13 protein-coding genes and 1 riboswitch are annotated in these 21,857 nt (G+C 44.6%); of the genes, 8 read left to right on the top strand and 5 right to left on the bottom strand.

The features are described 5' to 3' along the window. Positions 1–19: 19 nt before the first annotated feature. Positions 20–1,375, bottom strand: a complete 1,356-nt coding sequence (lysC, locus tag CEQ48_RS16995; protein WP_089072049.1) for a lysine-sensitive aspartokinase 3 — start codon at positions 1,373–1,375, stop codon at positions 20–22. 110 nt (positions 1,376–1,485) lie between these two features. Continuing rightward, positions 1,486–1,663, bottom strand: a riboswitch (Lysine riboswitch). Between the two features lie 175 nt (positions 1,664–1,838). On the opposite strand from lysC, the gene CEQ48_RS16990 reads away from it, so the two are divergent. Next, entirely contained in the window at positions 1,839–2,957 is a 1,119-nt protein-coding gene (locus CEQ48_RS16990; RefSeq protein WP_089072048.1) for a pyridoxal-phosphate-dependent aminotransferase family protein, read from the top strand. Between the two features lie 59 nt (positions 2,958–3,016). Here the strand turns inward: CEQ48_RS16990 and CEQ48_RS16985 are convergent, their stop codons facing one another. The 4 genes from CEQ48_RS16985 to CEQ48_RS16970 all read right to left on the bottom strand — a co-directional run bounded on the left by CEQ48_RS16985 (position 3,017) and on the right by CEQ48_RS16970 (position 9,536). Beyond that, positions 3,017–4,804: a PglL family O-oligosaccharyltransferase gene (locus CEQ48_RS16985; protein ID WP_198301187.1), complete on the bottom strand. Its 1,788-nt coding sequence runs from the start codon at positions 4,802–4,804 to the stop codon at positions 3,017–3,019. Between the two features lie 66 nt (positions 4,805–4,870). Then, a complete protein-coding gene (gene uvrA / locus CEQ48_RS16980) occupies positions 4,871–7,693 on the bottom strand; it encodes an excinuclease ABC subunit UvrA (protein WP_089072046.1) in 2,823 nt (940 codons plus the stop codon). 155 nt (positions 7,694–7,848) lie between these two features. Next, positions 7,849–8,721 (bottom strand): UTP--glucose-1-phosphate uridylyltransferase GalU, encoded by an 873-nt coding sequence (galU, locus tag CEQ48_RS16975; protein ID WP_181710841.1) that lies wholly within the window; start codon positions 8,719–8,721, stop codon positions 7,849–7,851. Between the two features lie 170 nt (positions 8,722–8,891). Next, a complete protein-coding gene (locus CEQ48_RS16970) occupies positions 8,892–9,536 on the bottom strand; it encodes a LuxR C-terminal-related transcriptional regulator (RefSeq protein WP_089072044.1) in 645 nt (214 codons plus the stop codon). A gap of 291 nt (positions 9,537–9,827) precedes the next feature. On the opposite strand from CEQ48_RS16970, the gene CEQ48_RS16965 reads away from it, so the two are divergent. The 7 genes from CEQ48_RS16965 to CEQ48_RS16935 all read left to right on the top strand — a co-directional run bounded on the left by CEQ48_RS16965 (position 9,828) and on the right by CEQ48_RS16935 (position 21,787). Then, positions 9,828–10,364: a single-stranded DNA-binding protein gene (locus tag CEQ48_RS16965; protein WP_001887866.1), complete on the top strand. Its 537-nt coding sequence runs from the start codon at positions 9,828–9,830 to the stop codon at positions 10,362–10,364. A 219-nt stretch (positions 10,365–10,583) separates the two neighbouring features. Beyond that, positions 10,584–11,756 (top strand): tyrosine-type recombinase/integrase, encoded by a 1,173-nt coding sequence (locus CEQ48_RS16960; RefSeq protein WP_089072043.1) that lies wholly within the window; start codon positions 10,584–10,586, stop codon positions 11,754–11,756. A gap of 5 nt (positions 11,757–11,761) precedes the next feature. Further along, entirely contained in the window at positions 11,762–13,345 is a 1,584-nt protein-coding gene (locus CEQ48_RS16955) for a site-specific integrase (protein WP_008486773.1), read from the top strand. Then, a complete protein-coding gene (locus tag CEQ48_RS16950) occupies positions 13,338–15,347 on the top strand; it encodes an integrase (RefSeq protein WP_089072042.1) in 2,010 nt (669 codons plus the stop codon). Before CEQ48_RS16955 ends, CEQ48_RS16950 begins: the two co-directional genes overlap by 8 nt. Further along, positions 15,340–15,816: a protein kinase gene (locus tag CEQ48_RS16945; protein ID WP_089072041.1), complete on the top strand. Its 477-nt coding sequence runs from the start codon at positions 15,340–15,342 to the stop codon at positions 15,814–15,816. Before CEQ48_RS16950 ends, CEQ48_RS16945 begins: the two co-directional genes overlap by 8 nt. Before the next feature lie 6 nt (positions 15,817–15,822). After that, positions 15,823–19,920, top strand: a complete 4,098-nt coding sequence (locus tag CEQ48_RS16940; RefSeq protein ID WP_089072040.1) for an HTH domain-containing protein — start codon at positions 15,823–15,825, stop codon at positions 19,918–19,920. 10 nt (positions 19,921–19,930) lie between these two features. Then, a complete protein-coding gene (locus tag CEQ48_RS16935; RefSeq protein ID WP_198301186.1) occupies positions 19,931–21,787 on the top strand; it encodes a hypothetical protein in 1,857 nt (618 codons plus the stop codon). Positions 21,788–21,857 lie beyond the last annotated feature (70 nt).

Here is a 21,857-nt window from a genome sequence, read left to right as displayed (position 1 = left end):
TTATCTCGCGAGTTTGATTTTACTCTTGCTCAAACAGCTCTTTATGCAGCTTCTGCACCGCTTGCTTAGAGACAGATTCATGCAGCAAGAAACAGAGGTTATGCGCGCTGGCGCCATAGCAAATCATGCGGAGGTTGTAATCTTCCAATACGCTGAATACTTGTTTGGCATAGCCGCGGCTCTCTTTCATCTTGTTGCCGATCAGAGCAATCAAACACAGGTTGTATTCAACTTCGACCGTGCACAGCTCTTCTAACTCCGCGCGCACCGCTTCAGGCAATTCTGGTGCACCGCCTGAAGTATCGGTTTTATCCAGTGTCAGTGACACGCTGATTTCTGATGTGGTGATGAGATCGACCGAAATTTTATGCTTGGCGAGAATTTCAAACACTTTGGCGAGGAAACCGTAAGCATGGAACATCTGCGCGCTACGCAGTGTCACCATGGTTTGATTACAGCGTAGTGCAAGTGCGCGATACAGTGGCGCGCTTTCGACTTGTTTACGGATCCAAGTGCCGCCTTTTTCCGGTTCTTTTGATGAGCCAACAAACACGGGAATGCCATGGCGTACCGCTGGAAGCAAGGTGGATGGATGCAAAATCTTGGCACCAAAATTGGCCATTTCTGAGGCTTCGCTAAAGCTTATCTCAGGAATCGGCGCTGCTTTTGGCGCGATACGTGGATCGGTACTGTAGATCCCCGGTACGTCAGTCCAAATTTCCAAGCCACAAGCTTGCACGGCTTCGGCAATCAAAGCGGCTGAATAATCACTGCCGCCGCGGCCTAAAGTGGTGGTATTACCTTGCGCATCAGAGCCGATGAAGCCTTGAGTCACAACGACATATTGCTCACACAGTGGTACCAGTTTCTCTTTGGCTAATTGAGCGATTTCTTTCAATTGAGGTTCGGCGCGACCGTAATGATCGTCAGTGCGTAGCACTTCGCGGATATCAAAACGTACCGCGTCGACACCACGCTCACGCATTAGTTGAGCCAGGATGTAGGTGGAGATGAGCTCACCACAGGCGACGAGATGGTCGGTCAGTTTTTTACTGGATTGAAATGACGCCGCTTCTGCAGCACTGGCCACAGAATCTAGCACGGCTTTGACTTCTTTTTCGACGCGTGTCGGATCGGCGAGCTGGTCGATAATCACATAATGGATATCGGCCAACTGTTGCAAAATGGCTTGGCGGCGTTCAGCTGAGGCCACGCCATTGGCGAGTTCGACCAATAAATTGGTCACCCCAGAGCAGGCGCTGCTGACCACTAAGCGTGTTTGTGGATTGTTTTCGATAATGGCCGAACAACGGCTCATGGCTTCAAAGTTGGCGACACTAGTACCACCAAATTTGGCGACGTTAAATGTGCTCACGGCAATTCTCCCAGACTTCCTGAAAAACGAGTTGTTGGTAACCCAACGTCCAATGTTGTGAAGAGAGTGTTTTTTATAGAGCAAAATAGAGGAGTGACTATAGAAAGATTTCCCTCAGAAGCTCTTCATCAGATTCGAGCTGATGACAGTTGAAGGGATTCAGCCCGTTCAACCGATAAACCAAAGCCACAACTTTGATTCACCTCGGCACTACTCCCCCTGAATGTTCTGTATTGGAGTTGAGGCTCCACAAAACATCTGCCTGGGCAGTGCTCCTCTTCTGCTAGATAGCTCACACATTGAACGGTGTTGGCGAAATCTTGTCAACGACAAAATGTTCTAAAAGTGCAAATAAAAATGACATTAGTGTGACAAGGATTAACACTCTGGACATAGGTCGAATTGTTGCTGCTACTGAATTGCATTAGGCTAGTGGTTCTGGTCGCCACAACAAGGAGTCGTTATGACAATTCGCAGTTTTATTCCCCCTCATCGGATCTTGATGGGCCCTGGGCCTTCGGCTATTTCCCCTCAAGTTCTGCAAGCGCTGAGCCGCCCAACGCTTGGTCATCTTGATCCACTGTTTATCGGTATGATGGATGAGCTGAAACAGCTCTTGAAATATGCCTTCCAAACTGAAAACGAATTCACGATTGCCGTTTCTGCGCCGGGTAGTGCGGGTATGGAAGCTTGTTTTGTTAACCTCGTCGAGCCGGGCGATAAAGTGATTGTTTGCCGCAATGGGGTGTTTGGTGAGCGGATGCGCGATAACGCTGTGCGTTGTGGGGCCGAAGTTGTGGTGGTTGATGATGAATGGGGTTGCCCAGTCAGCGTTGAAAAAGTGCAAGCCGCGATAGATGAGCATCCGGATGCGAAAATACTGGCTTTTGTACAAGCAGAAACATCAACCGGAGCCTTAAGTGACGCGCAAGCGTTAGGTGCTCTAGCGAAGCAGCATGGTTTGTTGACGATTGTCGATGCGGTGACGTCGCTTGGCGGCGTTCCCCTGCTGGTGGATGAGTGGCACCTGGATGCGGTGTATTCTGGCAGCCAAAAATGCCTCTCTTGTGTGCCGGGATTGGCTCCGTTGACGTTTTCACCTCGTGCAATTGAGAAGATTCAATCACGAAAAACACCGATTCAAAGCTGGTTCTTGGATCAAAGCTTGGTATTAGGTTATTGGAGTGGCGCAGGTAAGCGTAGTTATCACCATACCGCTCCGGTTAATAGTTTGTACGCGCTGCACGAAGCGTTACTGCTTTTGCAACAAGAAGGTTTAGAGCACGCGTGGCAGCGCCATCGTGTGATGCATGAGAAGCTCAAACAAGGGTTAGAGCAACTCGGCTTTCAATTTGTGGTGGCAGAGCCCTATCGGTTACCGCAGTTGAATGCGATTTATGTACCAGAAGGCATTGATGAAGCCAAAGTGCGCAGCCATTTACTCAATGAATACAATTTGGAAATTGGCGCGGGGCTTGGGGCATTAGCCGGCAAAGCGTGGCGCATTGGGGTTATGGGCTATGGCGCGCGTTCAGAAAATATCGCGCTGTGTTTGCGAGCGCTCGAAGAGTCGCTGCGTTAATGCAAAGCGGAGTGAAGTAGAAATCAGGGTGGCTTAGGCCACCCTGATTCGATCTGAGATTAAGGTGTTGCCGCTGAGGGGGCTTGTTCTGCGCCGGATGTGGTGCTTGTTGCCTTTGCGGGCGCTTGGTATTGGACGGTACTGAAATCCTGATTGGGGAACAGAAATTCCGCTTCAGTACGAATTTGCTGGGCGCGACTCGTATCTCCCAAGCCTTGGTAGGCCAAAATCAGGTTGGTATAGAAGGCTGGGCGTGGCTTGTGTTGAATCACCTGTAATGACCAATCCACATACGGTTGGATCAGTTCTGCTTTTTGTTCATACAGTCCGAGTTCTAGGTAGGTGCTGTAGATGTCCCAATCGAATCGATCTTGCCACACTAAGGGATTGGTGACTTGTTTAAGTAATTCGGGATCTCTCGGCTTCGATTTTTCAAATTGAGTGAGTACATAATTGGTGTGTAAAGCTGTGCCCATATACAAAATGGTGACAATCGGTAATACCAAGCTATTAATACGTAGTAGGGATTTACTCAGCCCACTGAAACGGACGATACGATAACGTGCAACCCGCTGATCGACCCAGTAGATCAAAATAATAAACGTGATCCAGTGAATGGCGGAGTGGTAAAACGGATACTCCAATTGAGCATGCAACGTGATAGGAACGAACAGCGCCAGCATGGCTAAACGGGTGCCTCGTTTGGCGGCATAAATGCGCAAAGTGCAGAAGCAAGCGGCAAGTAATATTCCCAACACGGGCAGCAAACCGCCCTCAACCCCCCAGTACAAGATCTCATTATGCGGATGATCCATCGCCGCAAGCCCTGCGGGATAGGTGTTGTTCAACTGATGTTGACGAGCGGTATAAAGTAAATATTGCGCTTCAAATTTACCGTATCCATAACCGGTAAAGGGTTTTTCGATGATCATGTCAACTGCTTGTGGAAAGGTGTAGCGGCGTGGGCTTTCGAGATCTGCTTTATTCGCCACAAACCCAGAGGTTTCTTGACTATACATCGCTGCAACTCCGGCGCAGACACCAACCACAATGGCTAACACCCAGAGGCTAAAACGTTGGCGTGATGCAAATCGACGAAGATATGGCGCAACGAGAATAATGCTAAGTAAGCTGGCTATCCATCCTGTGCGTGAGGCAAGCACCACCAAAAGAGGGGAGGTAAGTAGTGGCGTGAGATAAAGAATGCCAATTTTACTTAAGGGCGAATCATATTTTTCTGGTTGTCTTGCCAGTAAATAACCAGAAAGCACTAATCCGGTTGCAAGAAAACTTGCCATGACATTCGGTTGTTGAAAAATACCATAAGGACGGTTGGCGAGGGTGTCATACCCAAACGGGTTTCCCAGATCTAACCAAAAATATTGGATAAGACCCATGATGGCTTCGATTACTGTAGCCAGCAGAATAAACCACAGTAAACGTTGTTTATGTTTATTGCTAAACCGAAATTGTTGCAACATCACAAACAAGCAGAATCCTGCCCATAAGCCAATCAGTCGACTTGTGGCATTGAGCCAATCTGCATTCGCATACACCAGTGGCAGAGTTAGCAAAGTACAACTGATCCAAAGGCCAATGGTGAGCTTTGAGTAACGTAGGGCTTGATTGTTGGCAAGCTGATACAGACCCACTGCGAGTGTGATGCTTAGAGCTATCCAAGTGGTGTTATTAAAGGAGAGTGCTAACCCCGCCCCACCGGGATTGGGCATGAAGAAATGCATGGCCAGCAGATACAACACTGCCAATGAAAAAAGAAAGGGTTTATTGAGAGGAATGCTCGGCGCGTGAGGCTCTAACCGGGTTCCACTTAATAGCAACGTTGCCATGCAGCTCACCTTAAAAAAACGAAACCAGCGCAGAGTTCGCTGGTTTCGATACTTTAGCCTTTTTTTCTAATTCAACAAAGGCTTGAGGAAGCGTGCGGTGTGTGAAGCTTCGATCTGCGCCACATCTTCCGGTGTCCCTTCTGCAATAATAAGGCCACCACCTTGGCCACCTTCTGGGCCTAGGTCGACAATCCAGTCGGCTGTTTTGATCACATCTAAGTTATGTTCGATCACTACGACCGTGTTGCCGTGATCGCGTAGGCGATGCAACACGGTAAGCAGTTGTTGAATATCGTGGAAGTGTAGCCCTGTGGTAGGCTCGTCCAGAATATACAAGGTTTTTCCAGTATCACGTTTGGAAAGCTCGCGTGCTAGCTTCACCCGCTGTGCTTCTCCGCCAGAGAGGGTAGTTGCCGATTGACCGAGGCGAACATAAGAAAGCCCAACATCCATCAAGGTTTGTAGCTTACGCGCTATCACCGGCACTGGGTCAAAAAATTCGCGTGCGTCTTCAACGGTCATTGCCAAAACTTCATCAATGGTCTTGCCTTTGTAGCGCACTTCCAAGGTTTCTCGGTTATAGCGTTTGCCTTTACACACATCACAAGGCACATACACATCCGGTAAAAAGTGCATTTCAACTTTGATCACACCATCACCTTGGCATGCTTCACAACGACCGCCACGCACGTTGAAACTAAAGCGCCCCGGTTGATAACCACGCGAGCGAGACTCTTGTGTTCCAGCAAACAATTCACGGATTGGAGTGAAGATTCCGGTGTAAGTGGCAGGGTTGGAGCGAGGAGTGCGACCAATTGGGCTCTGATCGATATCGATCACTTTATCAAAGTGTTCTAGACCTTGAATGGAGCGATAAGGCGCAGGTGTCGCCGTCGTCGCGCCATTGAGTGCGGTATGGGCAATCTTAAAGAAGGTATCGTTGATCAGGGTGGATTTTCCCGAGCCTGAAACGCCCGTCACACAAGTAAACAGGCCAACAGGGATAGACAGGTCAACATTTTTTAAGTTATTACCGACTGCACCTTTGAGCTCCACGGTTTTCTTCACATCTCTCGGTGTACGCTGTTCTGGTACCGCAATTTTTTTCACGCCACTGAGATATTGACCGGTGAGTGAATTTGGATTAGCGATGATTTCCTCTACATTACCTTCGGCAACCACCATGCCGCCGTGTACGCCAGCACCTGGGCCAATATCAATCACATGATCTGCCATGCGAATCGCATCTTCATCATGCTCAACCACTAAAACGGTATTACCGAGATTGCGTAAGTGGGTGAGGGTTTGCAGCAAGCGTTCGTTGTCGCGTTGGTGGAGGCCAATCGAGGGTTCATCGAGGACATACATCACACCGACTAAACCGGCACCAATCTGACTGGCTAGGCGAATCCGCTGAGCTTCACCACCGGAAAGCGTCTCGGCGCTGCGCGAGAGATTTAAGTAATTGAGCCCGACATTGACCAAAAATTGCAGTCGGTCATTAATCTCTTTCATCACTTTTTCAGCGATTTGTGCACGTTGGCCTTCCAGTTTGAGCTCTTGGAAGAACGTTAGCGCATCAGCAATGCTCAGTTCTACAATCGTTGGCAGTGCAGTATCATTAATAAACACATTGCGTGCCTCGATTTTTAAGCGCGTACCATCACAACTGCTGCAAGGCTTGTTGGAGATGTATTTTGCCAGCTCCTCACGCACCGAGTTAGATTCGGTATCGCGATAGCGGCGCTCCAAATTATGCAAAATCCCTTCAAAAGGATGTTTTTTAAGGCGAATATCACCCCGATCATTGATGTACTTAAATTCAATTTCGGTGCGACCAGAGCCGTGCAGAATGATTTCCTGAATCTTTTTGCTCAGCTTATTGAAGGGCGTGTGTATATCAAAATCGTAGTGCTCGGCCAGTGCAGTCAGCATCTGGAAATAATAAAAGTTCTTTTGATCCCAACCACGGATCGCCCCTTGGGCCAAACTTAAATTGACATCTTGAATCACTCGATCTGGATCGAAATACTGCTGTACTCCTAAACCATCACAGGTTGGGCAGGCACCGGCTGGGTTGTTGAAGGAGAACAGGCGTGGTTCAAGCTCGCGCATGCTGTAACCGCAATGTGGACAAGCAAAGTTAGCCGAGAAAATCTGCTCTTCGCCATCACCTTCCATCGGTGCGACAACGACGATACCGCCGGAAAGTTCCAAGGCGGTTTCAAAGGATTCGGCTAAGCGTTGCTGCAGATCACTACGCACTTTGAAACGGTCGACAATTACTTCAATGGTGTGCTTTTTGTGCAGTTCGAGTTTCGGTGGATCGGTCAGATCGCAGGTTTCACCATCGATACGCGCACGAATAAAGCCCTGCGCAGCAAGGTTTTCCAATGTTTTAACGTGTTCGCCTTTGCGCTCTTTGACTATGGTTGCCAGCAGCATCATTTTGCTGCCTTCTGGCAATTCCAGTACTTTGTCTACCATTTGACTGATGGTTTGCGCTTTTAGTGGCACTTGGTGTTCTGGGCAGCGTGGCTCACCAACCCGAGCGTAGAGTAGACGTAAATAGTCATACACTTCCGTAATTGTACCCACAGTAGAGCGTGGGTTATGGGAAGTGGACTTCTGCTCAATCGAAATCGCGGGTGAAAGCCCCTCAATGTGGTCTACATCCGGCTTTTCCATCAGAGAAAGGAATTGGCGCGCATAAGCCGAGAGTGATTCGACATAACGCCGTTGACCTTCTGCGTACAGCGTATCAAAAGCCAGTGAGGATTTACCTGAACCAGAGAGGCCGGTGATGACAATCAATTTGTCACGAGGAATGGTCAGATTGATATTTTTGAGGTTATGGGTACGAGCGCCGCGTACTTCGATTTTGTCCATCTGGGTTGCTCTTTGCTAAACGAAGTGCAGCAAGTATTACATAGCGTGAACAAAGTGCAAGCAATTACTGGATAAAAAAACAGTTGTATCAAAAGCAAAAAAGCCAACCTGAGAGGTTGCAGGTTGGCTTTTAAATGAATTATTTAGATAACGAATTACTGACCTTTGTGCGTCGACTTTTTAGCCAACTCCACTTTTTGGTCGTTTTTCTTGTACATGTTCTCGTAGCAGAAGTTGGTGGCTTCGATATAGCCTTCAACGCTACCACAGTCGAAGCGCTTACCTTTAAATTTGTAAGCCAGTACACAACCCGCTTTGGCTTGTTTGAGCAGTGCGTCGGTGATTTGAATTTCCCCACCTTTGCCCGGTTCGGTCTGTTCAATCAGGTCAAAAATATCTGGCGTTAGGATATAACGACCAATGATGGCGAGATTGCTTGGTGCGGTGCCCTGTTCTGGCTTCTCGACCATGTTATCAACGCGGAACAGATCATCTTTGATCATCTCACCCGCGATCACACCGTATTTGTGAGTTTCGTTTTCTGGAACCTCTTGCACGGCTACGATAGAGCAGCGGAACTGTTTATACAGTGCAACCATCTGCGCCAGTACGCCTTGCTCTTCATTCACACACAGGTCGTCCGCTAGTACAACGGCAAACGGCTCATCACCGACCAGCTCTTTACCGGTTAAAATCGCATGACCCAAGCCTTTCATTTCACGTTGGCGAATGAAGGTAAAGTTAGCGCTTTCGATGATTTTACGGATATCACCTAATAGCTCTTCTTTATTCGTACCGCGGATCTGGTGCTCTAACTCGTAGTTCATGTCAAAGTGATCCATGATCGAATGCTTACCACGACCTGTCACAATACACATGCCTGTGATACCCGCTTGAATCGCTTCATCAACCCCGTACTCAATCAGCGGTTTGTTAACAACGGGCATCATCTCTTTGGGCATCGACTTAGTCGCTGGTAGGAATCGTGTACCGTAGCCAGCTGCCGGAAATAGACACTTCTTAATCATAATTTTGCTCTATGGTGTGCTAGGGAGAAATTTTTTGCCGACTCTACCACTTCTTATTCGCGACTGCATTACGTTGACGCTCTTGGCCGAAAAAATGTGTGTGAAGTCGCATTGTTACTACATTTTTTATGCTCCGTTATGGTCAGCTAACCCTGCTCAGTTGAGCGTTTTCACAGTAAATTTTGATTGACCCAAGCTATCGCTTTGACCCGATTTTTAACGTTCAATTTTTTAAATATCTGATAAAGGTGCGATTTCACCGTGAACTCACTAATAAATAAATTTTCAGCGATTTGCATATTCGATGCACCGGTTTGTAAACAACGTAGGATCTGGATTTCACGCGCAGTAAGATCGATCGTCGATTGAGCTTGATGGCTTTGGAAAGCGTAACGATAGTAATGTAATAATTGGCTACTGACATGCCGGGGAAGCCAATTCTGGCCATTTATGATTTCCCCAAGACCATGGGCAATAAAGCCTGTGTCTTCATTGGCGTAAAATAGACCTTTGAGGTTGCCAAAAGTGAGCAGATCTTCCGTTCTTAACCGTTTCTCGACATTAAACAAAATGGTTTCAAAATAGGGGCTGGTCAGCTTGAGGGGACCCAATTGCTGGCGAATTTGGGTATTTTCCGCGTGATCGAGCAACAATATTTTGTGTTTATCGGATTGATACTCTCGCAATAAGCGTTCTGGCTCAATCACAGGAACAGGGAGGTTCAACAGTTCAATCGCGGCCTGAATACCGGTATGTAAAGCTTCCGGCTGTGTCGTTAATAAGTAAATAGTGCGTGCATAGTTGGCTCGTTGCATGATGAATCGCAGACCTAGTTTATATGAAATGACGCACTTAATATGGCCAAAAATAGATTTTTACGCTATGCGATAAAAGCAGTTTGCGGAGCACCTCAATAGGCCAAGTAACAGATAAGTTTATCAGCGGCTTATTTCGGTGAAGCGGACTTGAAAATAAGCAAACCAGGTCAGTGAAATGACTTGACCTACGATCAGAATTAGGGAATTCGGTTGGTTCAGGCGGCAAAACGGTGTTATCCTTTCCGACTACTTGAAATTGATAGACATGACTTGATTACGGAGCAAAACATGGCAAGCCGTGGCGTGAACAAAGTAATTTTGATTGGTAATTTAGGCCAAGATCCTGAAGTGCGTTATATGCCAAGTGGCGATGCGATGGTGAATTTAACTGTTGCAACCTCCGAAACTTGGCGTGATAAAGCCACAGGTGAGCAAAAGGAAAAAACCGAATGGCATCGAGTGTCTGTTTTCGGTAAAACGGCTGAATTCATTGGTGAATATGCACGCAAGGGAACCCAAGTTTATGTTGATGGGCAATTGCAAACGCGTAAGTGGCAAGATCAGCAAGGACAAGAGCGTTATACGACGGAAGTGGTTGTGCGTTGGCCAGCTGGTGAGGTGCAAATTATGGGTAGCCGCCCTCAACAGCAAGGTGGAATGCCAGCTCAAGGCGGCATGAATGCTCCTGCGCAGCAAGGAAGTTGGGGGCAACCACAACAACCAGCGAAGCAGCACCAACCGATGCAACAATCTGCGCCTCAACAGTACTCGCAACCGCAGTACAACGAGCCACCGATGGATTTTGATGACGACATCCCATTCTGAATGACATAAAGTAATTATTGTTAACTAATTCTTAAATTTTTCTAGTTAACTAATTGGTTTTAAAAAATATAAATGAAAATTTAAGCCCTTTAAGTGTGTAAGCATTTGAAGGGCTTTTTCGTTTTATGTGACTTTGTGTTTTTATAAAATCGTATAACTTTAAAAGTTGTGAAGATAAAAGTTTGTAGCTACTCTTATTTTGTCAATAAGGGTGGTGCAATGAAAATAGAGCTAGTCACACACGAAACGGGCGAACAGATACCAATGATGCTGGATGATTCTGGTATGCCAGTTGTCTTACCTAATGAGTTTATTCTTGCCAGACGCTCCCTCAGTACAAATACATTGGTTCGGAATTTGAGAGAGCTTTCAGTGCTCTATCGCTGGCTGGATAAATCGAATTGTGACCTATCTACGAAATTGATGGCTCAGAACTCATTCAACGAAGCAGAATTAAGAGGTGGATTGGTCGAAGCGTTAAGAATTGATCAAGCCAATGGGCGTATAAATGTTGTAGCACCTAATACCTTCAATCAACGGTTAACGACTATCAGACAATTTATTAGTTGGTGCATGGATGTATTGATAAGTCAGTTGCCGTTGTCTTCCCTAGACTATGAACGTTTGAGAGAGCGAAAGTCATTTTTTCTAAAAATGCTGGATGGTAGCTTTATGTCTGCCACACCAATGAAAAAAAGTCTTCGTAAGGGGTTAAATGAGTTAGAGGTTGACTTCCTGCTTGCCGTGTTGCATCCCGATGCTGAGCAGGGATTTGGACGAGATCCTGCTGTAAAGTTTAGAAATTATGTATCTGTAGGGTTAATGTTATTTTGTGGTCTAAGGCCAGGTGAGTTGCTTAGCCTCAGGGTAGAAGATGTTCAAGTTGGTGCGATTTCGGCGATACAGGTTGAACGTAGGCCATCGGACCCCCTAGATGTAAGACGACCCAGGCCTCAAATAAAGCGTAATGGTAGACTTATTCCGATTGAGAGTCGGCAGTTTGCTTTTGCATTAAATGAGTACATTGTTACCTGGCGTGAAGTGCTTGAAAGCAAAAATAACTACGAATCAGACTATTTAATATTGAGTGATGAGGGAGCGCCCTTGTCACAATCCTCAATTACACAGTTTTTCCAGTTATTGCGAACGCAATATGTTGACCGTCTTCCCGAAAACTTAACGGCCAAGTCTCTTCGACATACATTCTCATCCCGGCTTGAGAGGGTTCTTAGAGCTTCAGGAGTGGATGAGCAGCGTAGACGAGAAGCGCTGGCCTTTCTGCGTGGCGATAGTAGTTTAGATTCACAAGACATTTATATTGCCCAAGAAGTGGAGGAGCAAGCGGTTAAGTCATTGAGGCGGTATCAGGCAGATATGATGTCCGAGAGGTAGCCAAAGTGAACACGAAATTATCGAAAACACAAGCTGTAGAGCAGTCTTGGTCTGAGAAGCAGGTCCTAGTTACTCGAGAGGGGAAAACAATTGATATATCAGGCGATAAATGGTTGCTCCCCATAGTGATTCGTGCCCACTCAACTCTCGATTTTGGCAAAATCTCAAATTTACAGCTGAGAAATGCGTTGAAGCACTATGTATCTGACCAGGTTAGGCGTATTTCAACATCCGCTGGATACAGCGTTTTTCAAGTTGTATGGAGGCTAGTTCTTAGGGATTGGGGAAAAGATAATCAACCGGAAAGTGCTAAAGAACATCTTATTGGTTTATTTGAGAAATCTATCAACATTCAGCGCTCTCGGCACAAACTTTGGACGATATATGAGCCAATTAGGTGGTATATCTGGTGTTCTGACAACATTTCAGATAGTACATTTTCAGATGCGTATGCGGCTGAACTTGAGGCAATGGTTATACCCGGAGGTCCAAAGGGCGAGGCAGTTAGGATGTCCGATCCCGATATGGGGCCATTACATAAATCATTAGAGCTCTCTCTTTTGATTGCTGCGCTAAAAGAAGACAAGAGCCTAGAGTTTGAGCATCTCCAGCAAAAGGTTGTTATGGCTTTGTCACTAGCTTTCGGCCGAAACCCTGCAAACCTGACATATCTGAGGGAGAGCGATCTCGTTAAGCTTGATCCATCGAACGAAGACCCCTGTTATATCATTCGGATGCCGCGTATTAAGAAGAGATTTCTTAATCCCCGCGATGACCTGATGGATGAATATTTAGATCCCTATTTCGGAAGAATTCTAGAAAATCTTGTCGAGCAAAATAACTTATTGCCTCTTAGCTTTAATGGTACAGACTTCTCTACCCCAGATAATCGACCTCTTCTAATAAAAATAAGTGGTAACCGCGTTGCCATGTGTTCTCTAGATTCAGAGAATATTTTCAATATGACGAGCGGTGATATATCTCGTTTAATTACAGCCTTTATAAAACGTCATAATATCATTTCCCCTCTTACTGGTGAATTAATGCATGTCACACCAAGGAGGTTACGATATACCTTGGCAACAGGCCTGGCGACAGAGGGAATCAGCAGGCGTGAGCTAGCCAGGATATTAGATCATACGGATACTCAGTATGTAGGGGTCTATTTTGATGTTGCGGGAACTGTTGTTGAGCATCTCGACAAGTCGATGGCAAAAGGATTCTCGAAGTACCTCAATTTCTTCAAAGGTAAGCTTATTGATAGTGATGAAGACGCTATCAATGGTGAGCGAGATGACAAGCACCTGACGTTTGTCGATGAGCAAAATCCAGATGATCAGTCTGATATTGGTGTGTGTGGGGAGTCCAGTGTCTGCCACCTTGATCCTCCTTATTCATGTTATTTGTGCCCAAAATTTCAGCCTTATCGTCATGCTGCTCATGAGCATGTCTTGGAATGTTTGCTGGCAGGCCGTGAAGAACGTTTAAAAAAATACGAGAATGCGCGATTGGGTATACAGCTTGATGAGGTAATCGCTGCGGTCGCACAGGTAACTCAGCTTTGTGAAGAAGGGGGCCTGAATGTCTGATGGTCGCTCCAATCGGAAGGCCAAGGTTATCCCCTTCATTGATCGCCTTGAGCGCGATAGAAAGGCAAATACCCAAGCTTTGATCGATAAAGCTAAGCTAATGAAGCTAGAAGGGTTTGAGTCGGTTTTTTGGGGTAATCCTGTGTGGCAAGTGAATGCTGGCCGCCTAGTCAAGCTTACGGGTAAAAACGCCAAAACTGCGTCGTTTGCTTTTACGCTTCCCCCTAAACTTGGCTCAGAACCTCTACGTCATGAATGGGAGGAGGTTGCCAAGGCATTACTGATTCTTCGATTCCACAGAAAACATCAATCAACACCCAATCAGCGTAACTTCATTACCGCTGTTGGGTATATCTCATTTGCAGCTAACCAACTGGGGCAGGAACTGACCAAACTCACGCCAGAAGCGCTAGACGATGCGTGTGGATTAATTTCAAAACACTACAGTGACACCACTGCCTACAACCTTCACAAGCATGTTGCAGAGTTCGCTGCACACTGTGATGCTAATGGTTTGTGCAGGGTGATGTTGCAATACAAATATTCGAAGATGGTGCGCCCAGTTAATACTGGAGGTCTGAATCATAAAAGGCTGGATGATCCTGACGTTCTGGAGACCAAATCCGAGAAACTTGTTGATCCTACCGTGTTTCGGGTTATCGGTGAGCTCTATTTGACGGTTCCAAAAGAACATAAATACAGATTCTATGTCCTGATATTGACTCTGCTTGCTTGTACTGGCCGCCGCTTTAGTGAGATTTCATTACTTCCGCTTCAAGAAGTTACGTTAGACGAAGACCAAAAAGCCTTCATAGAATATTTCCCTCGAAAGGTTAGTCTCGGTGATCTATTTACACCTAAAAGAAAACTCTACTTGCCGTCAGAGGTCGTAACAATAGTTAAAGATGTACTTGATGAGGTACGCGCGGCAACAGATTCGGTGAGAATTACCGCAGAGGAAATGCATCGTTCTCGCGGCCCCGACATTCGTTTTTTGAATAAAATTCCAGAGAAAAGAAAGTTATACATTGATGACCTGTTAAAAATGGGGATAAGCAGCAATACGATTTGTTCTACTGGATGGATTCGAAAGATTGGTCTTGTTTGGCAGGACCATGAGCGAGTGACCAAGCAAGGGAAAAAGCCAAATAACCCTATTTGCTACACAAATAAGGACGCTGTCAAAGCGTATTGTTTTAGAGACTTTTCTGAAAAACTACTACGAGCATTCCATATTGATCAATTTGGTAAAGAATACTATCTGAAAGATCTTTTATTTATTCGCTCATTGGGACTTTCTACTGGAAGCTACGCTCACTGGTTGGCTACAAGCTGTAGCCAGTCTATGTTCACGACCTTCCTTCGCTATTTCCCTGCGCTTGCCGCCGAATACGCTTCCAGTAGTATCGAGGTAGATTTTACCAGTCACCACTTCCGCCACACGCTCAATACTTTACTTGATGAAGGTGGGTTAAGTGATCTTCTGCAAACCGAATGGTTTGGGCGAACCAATCCCAGGGACACCAAAGCCTATCAGCATACATCCCGCGAAAAACGTGCACTGATGCTCCGCGAAGATATCAAAAAAGGCTTGGTCGGTGGTCTATTGGCTGAGCAACTCAAAGTAGTTCCGGTAGAAGTACAGGATGCCATTCTTAAAGCACGCATTCAGGCTGTGCATGATGTCGGTACAGGTATCTGCGTCCACAACTTTTCTCAAACACCCTGCGAGCGCCATTTACAATGTTCGGCAGATTGTAAAGACTACGTATGGGTCAAGGATGATAAGAGTAGACTGGACGAGCAGAAGCGCCAATATGCCCTTACCGCATTGGCCCGAAAAAATGCTGAGAAACAGTTAAGTAGTAACAAGCCCAAAAAGAGCGCTGATTGGATAGCTCATAACGATAAAAAACTCAAAACGCTAGCTGTGCAACTGGCTGATAACGGGGTAGAACACTTTGATGCCGAACAATATTTGAACGAGGTAGAGCATGGTTAAGCGCTTTAGGCGCATGTCCGATAGTGACATCAATACAATCGTAGCTGATTTGGATCGCTGGGCACTCGGCGAGCTTGGAGCAAAACTCACCTGGGCTGTTCTCGAAGAACGTTTTGGCTTTAGTCGTCAGTCACTCCAAGCCAAATCTGAAATTAAAGCCGCTTATGACAATGCCAAACAAGCATTATCGGGTGGCCTCGTGAAAACCAAAGCGCAGGCAACGAAAGAGGCGGAAGAGCTTCAGGTAGAGGTAGATCGCCTCAAAGCGGAGCTAGATGCCTACAAGCGAAAGGAAGAGCTGTGGTTGCGTCGCTGGCAGCAAATCGCCTTTCATGTGCGGCAGAAAGGCATACAGATGGCCAGTGTTGATAGGGCCCCGCCAGAAGGGGCTGCTCTACCCTCTAACACTGAAACCGCGCAGATTCTCCGGCCGTTTGACAAAGAAATTCCGCCTTCAGGGAGGGTTTAGATTGTTATGAATATTGATTGGGATGTTGTGCGGAAAAACATAAAATTTTTGGTTGCGCTGTTTAGACCTTCATTATCGAAGGCACTAAGTGTGCCGCTGTTGTTGGCAGGAATAGCTATCCTAAGTCCTCCTTGGTGGCTGGATATTCTAAATTGGTTTTTGAGTAATCAGAAAGTCCTTCCAGAATATAGCGAGCCAATATCAACTCCAATGTATATAACTGGCTGGGTGCTAATCGGTTTAAGCATTTTGATTTATTTGATTGATGTATGGCTTCAAATTAAATCAATGCGTCAGGATAGCGAAAGAAAGCTACTGGATGTTGTCAAGGATCATCCAAAACAAACAGCAGATTTGATAGTTGATAAAATTCGGAGCGTAGGATTTACAGCTCAACACCTTCAAGACGAAAAAATAGAAGAACTAGCTCGCGAAATTACCTTACTGCGTTTTTTCGGTTCTTTTCCTAAGGAAGAAAAAGCGACTACTTTAGCAGAAAGCATTATTGATGGAGAGCTTTCCGGTGGCACACCTCAAGCAAAAGCTAGAGCATTAGCGCTACTTGCACGATATTTGTGCATAGGGGAAAGAGCCGAGTTAGCTGAAAAATGGTTGTCAAGCTCGAAAAAACTGTGTCAAACGGAGGAGGCGGTAATAGCGCAGGCCTTTATTGACGCGATTGGGTCAAAAAATGCAGATGCGGCGTCTGGTTTGCTTAAGGCAAGTAGCCCATCTAATTATGCCGCCTTCTTCATTATTAAAAAAACAGTAGAGGGAAACGAAGCTGCATTTGACTGGCTTGACGGTGCAGGTTTAAGTGTTCAGGACTTAGATAACGATGGAAAAGTTGTTTTAGTGTCTGCGTTACTGTCAGAGCATCAATGGGAAAAGGCTTTAAATATTGTAAAGTCTGTAGTCGATGAATCCTTGTCTTTGTCTCCAGCGCTGGCTCAGCTTGCTGCATTCACATTTCTGGTAAATTCAATTAAGGCCGTTGAACTCCGTGATAGCGTATTGACTTATATTCCGTTTGCAGCAGATAGGTTTCCACTGGCAGATGATTCTGAATCTGTAGTGCTTAGAAATCGCGCTGTCGAGCTATTTAAAATTTGCTCGGATCTTGCAAGGCATCTCGATGCTGAAGATGTTGCGAATATGGCGGATAACTATGTGTTGTGGTTGGAGCTTAGAAACAGCGTAACGCATGAACAAGCAAAGGCACAGCTTCAAAGTTACTTCATTAGTTACAATCAAAAAACGCTTGAGTATTTGCCATTAGCATTTGCATTTGGAATTGATATTGATTCTGAGTCTATTGAAAATGAGGTTAATAGACAGACAGCGCTAAGCCATAATAATGATCCGATTCTTGGTTTAGCCAGATTTGTATTGGCACATACGAAAAAGTCATTCCCGGCAATGGTGGAATATATTGCCAGCCACAGACATCAAATGGAAAAAGCTGTTAATCCCGCTGCTGTTGTCATGCTAGAAATAGAGGCATTAGCGAAGTCAGGGTTGGTTGATGATGCACAACAACTTTTAGATAAGGCTGGGGATTTGGGGGCGTCTAATGCCGAAGTCAGGAATTTGCAAAATATTATCGATTCAATCAAGGGCGCAGACCCTGTTGCATTAGCAATAAGCCAATATCAACAAAGTGAAGCTACAAGTGATCTTGCTTATTTGGTTAATTTGTTAGAAAGGAAAAATCGAGGGGACCGATACTACTTATATTGCCGGGAGCTTTTTGATCGCACTGGCCAGGAATCTGATGCTATCAGAGTCTGTAATGCCGCCTCTTCGCTTGGGAAATTTTCTGAGCTTCATCAATTTCTGTCAGATACGATGGATCTCGTTAAGATAAGCGAGAGGTTGCAGGCTCACTGGGCTTGGTCTCTATTTAGAAAGGGGGACTTAAGTGGTGCTCATGAACAGATTGCTCTATTAAAGCAGTCAAAATCACAACTACCTGATCTTAAATCGCTAGAAATTAACTTGTCTATATTCAGCGGTGATTGGGAATCGCTCAGCATTTTTGTGGAGGATAGTTGGAATAGCCGGGAGGAGCTAAACGCGAATGACCTCTTACAGGCTGCCCATTTAGCAAAAGCAATTTCTCCACGGCGAGCAAAGCAAATACTTGAGTTCTGTACAGGAAAATATCGGGATGATCCTCAAGTGTTTGCATCATCATATTTCATTGCTACGACAATGGGCTCAGAGGACAATCAAGAAACATCGGCATGGCTTAATAAGGCAATAGTTCTCTCTAATGAAAATGGCCCATTACGCAAGGCCTCTTTCGAAGACCTAAAAGATATGATATCCGAGTCTAGGGAGAAAAATGAAAGGGTCTATAAAGCCTATTTTGATGGTGATGCCCCCATTTTTACAGTAGCGGAACTATTGAACAGAACTATGTCTGATTTTTATCTTCTCCAGCCCTTAGAGAATAAAAATACGAAAGATATAAGGCGGAAAAGTGTAGTCCCGGTATTTCATGGTGCGAGGTCGGTTCAGGTTATTGTTGGTGAGACAGTTGCTGTCGATGCTTCCAGTGCTTTGGTGATGGAGAATTCTGGGATACTAAACCAGCTGTTTGATTGTTTTAATAAAATCATTATCCCGCATTCTTTTATGCGATGGCTTTTTGAAGAGAAGCAGAAAGTTGCTTTTCATCAGCCTAGCCAAATTGAAAAAGCAAAGTATTTTGAACGGCTGGTTTCTGATGGCAAAATTTCTGTTTTTCACCCGAAGAAAATTAATAATCCTGAGATGGCACTAGATGTAGGAGAAGAGCTTGCGTTTATGCTTGAAGAGGTGCGTGAGAATCCTGCGAATGACTTGCAATCAGTAGTAGTGTGTTCCTATCCCGTATATAAGGTCGGAGGCACCTTTAGGGAGGTAGAAGCTGACCTTTCTTCATTTCATCACTGTCTGACTTCATGTTCTCAATTAGTCAAAAAACTCAAAGATCTAGCCGTAATCACTGAATCTCAGTGTGTTAAAGCCTTAAATTATCTTAACCAACATGAGAAAGAGTGGCCTGTCGAACTTGACGTGGCCAATGGAGCACGTTTATTTCTAGATTCACTGTCAATTACCTATCTGATTACTGTTGATATGCTTGATAGACTTAGCGATGCTGGGTTTGAAGTGTATGTATTTAAGGGTGAGCGTGATAGGTATAGATCGTTGATAAGCTACAGTTCAATTATCGAGCTGGAAGATTCGAAAATAGAAAATATAAGGAAATTATTTTTGAATGGGCTTACATCTGGGAAAGTCATGCTTGCGGAAATGCCTTTAAATAAAGACCAAGTAGCAGCTTCTAATAACAATTATGCTAAGCCAACCGACGAGCTCTTTGAGGCCCTTAAAATATGCGACTCAGCTTTGATAGATGACCGGTTTATGAATAAGCATCGAGATATAGCATTTGATGGAAGAACCGCACCTATTTATACATCGTTAGATTTTATTGAGACACTACACTATAAGGGACTTATATCTCAAGAACAGAAGCTTGAAGCAAGGACATTACTCCGGGAGTTTGGATTAGCGTTTGTTGGCATTTCAGACGAAGAGCTTGAATATCACCTAAATCATTCAGTAATGTCAGATGGTGAGTTTAAGCCAACTAAACAGCTAAGAATGATAAGAGAAAATCTGTTTTTGATCCGGATTAGTGGTTTGGTCCAACTCCCAAGAGATGCCCAGTGGCTCCATGAAACAATGAAGACAATTGCAAAAGCAATAAGAACTCAGTGGTCCGACGATATTTCTCCCGAAGTAAGTCGAGCTAGGTCCTGCTGGTTGTATGACCTTATGGGGTATAGGGAATGGGCCCAATCTCATAAAATAAGGGGAAATGAAGGGATGGCCTATTTAGGCGAGGCTTTGGGGGCTCATGCTGTACTGATGCCGCCGGAGCATTTGTCAGAAAAGCAAAAGAATAACTATAAATCATGGTTGGATGAGTTTGTTTTGGAGCCGTTGAAGGACAATGATCCGTGGAGTTTTAAGTATGTAATTGATTCGATGAAGCAGCAAATTAAAAGTATCGCTCATAGTTCACTGGAGATAGATCAGGATGAGTAACTCGGACTCTATGCGAGATTTTATTGTTTCTCACACTCTCAATTTATTCCCAAGTTCGGTGAGGTTGGAGCTACTATCGGATACTAAATTGTGCGAAGAGCTGGGGTTACAAACAGATGCGACTGTTAGTTTTGGTGATAAAGAGTATGCCTTTACTAGAAGCGCTCTATTTAAAGCTATTCGCAGTGTTTTTGATAATATCGAGGAGGAATTTTTATTAGAAGATACTAATCATAATATTTGGTCGTTACGTAATCTTCCCGGTGAACGTTCAGCATTTTCTCTAACCAAGGGGGATGTACAGATTGTTAATGATAGTTTTTGGCCCCTTTTGGGAGATATCAACAGACGGTTAAGCATATTTGAAACAGTTGCGAAAAATCGTTGGTTCTCGAAAGAGGACATTGAATACTGGAGAGCTAAGCTTTCGGTGGAGGCTGTCAGTAATGATGATGTATCGGACTTGTTACTTGATTTGGATTTATCTCCAATCCGTATTAAGAAGTTACTAAAGAGTGAGTTTCAAAGACCGTCAAATAACGCATCGACACTGGTTCCGAATGATATTCGTTATTATGAACGACTTGTCGGCATGTATCGTGGCAGTAAAAATATTGAGGATTTTTGTAATAATGAGTTTAAGCAATATTTCGACGGTAGAATAGAAAATGAACTGACTTATAATAATTTATTGATTTGTATGCATAAATCAATATCAAGAGTTATTTCAACAGGGATCGTGGACGAAACTTTGTATCAATCTCTCGCAAAGAGGGCAATTGAAACCTGTCATCCAATACTTTTGGTTTCTTGTCTTGAAATCGGTGCTTTGAAATTTGCCAATTCATTAGATACTACTCTTAAGGCTCTTTTCGAGTGTATTTCATCTGTAAAAACACTGGAAAATCTGCGCCTTCTTTGCTCTATGACAGTTTTTGTCGATGGAGAACTGGCGCGACTACAGATATTCAGAGATAAGCCACCATTCTACAGGCGCCTTGCATCTCTTACCCAGTCAGCCTTAATTGTTGAAGCTGCAATGGAACAAAGTGTTGCCTTTGACAAAGTAGAACAATGGGCGAATCAACAGAGAGGGCTTTATTTTTATTGTCAAAGTTTTATTGATCTAATAGAAGAGCCAAGATGGTTACCAACATACTTAACAGCAGAACAATTCATTAATGAGCTATATGGGCGGACAAATATTGTATGTCAAGAAGCTGCTAAAACTGAAGCGATTAAATTTTTACAAGAGGAGCTTATGAGTGGTTCAAAGCTCAATATGAATTGGTTTTTACCAGGGCCATTGGAAGGTAACTCTATTCCAGGTGAAGTTCCTGATGAAATATCGAATTTGCTTACTGAGCAAGTTAGTTGTGAGGTTTCATTAACATCGTTCAGAGTTTTGATGAATTCTGCACTTTTCTGGAAAATTGATGAAAAACATTTAGAGCGTACAGTTTCACTATTAGAAAGTGCGCAGCACAAATTAGCCGAAGCAAACAACAAGGACTCAGTCTATCAGGTACTCAATGGCTTGGCACAAGTTGCTTGCATGACTCGAAGTGAAAAGATTGCTTCATCAGTTATGATCTTAAGCCGACTGTATCGTGATTATATCGATGTAGATTCTGAGCCAGAAAACTATCTTTCATTAGGTTTAGTGGCAGGGGCTGCCTTTAAAGATAAAAATGACTGGGCTGAATTTATAGGGCAATGGTGTACAGAATTGGCATATCTACCAATTAGCGAAGACGCTATATTTAGATTAGAAGTAATGCTCGAAAGGCTTTGTATCCTAGAGCCTTATTTGTATCACACTTGTTCAAAAGCCCTAGACATATTTAAGATGCTGAGTAGAAAGTAATTATAATTGCTAGCAGAAATCCTGAGGTCAAGCTGTTTTTCGCCTGATAAAATGGACACGCAGTTGTTAT

The sequence above is a fragment of the Vibrio tarriae genome (genome assembly GCF_002216685.1).
Taxonomy (GTDB): domain Bacteria; phylum Pseudomonadota; class Gammaproteobacteria; order Enterobacterales; family Vibrionaceae; genus Vibrio; species Vibrio tarriae.
Note: the sequence above shows the minus strand (reverse complement) of the source record. Positions and strands in the feature narration are given on the sequence as shown.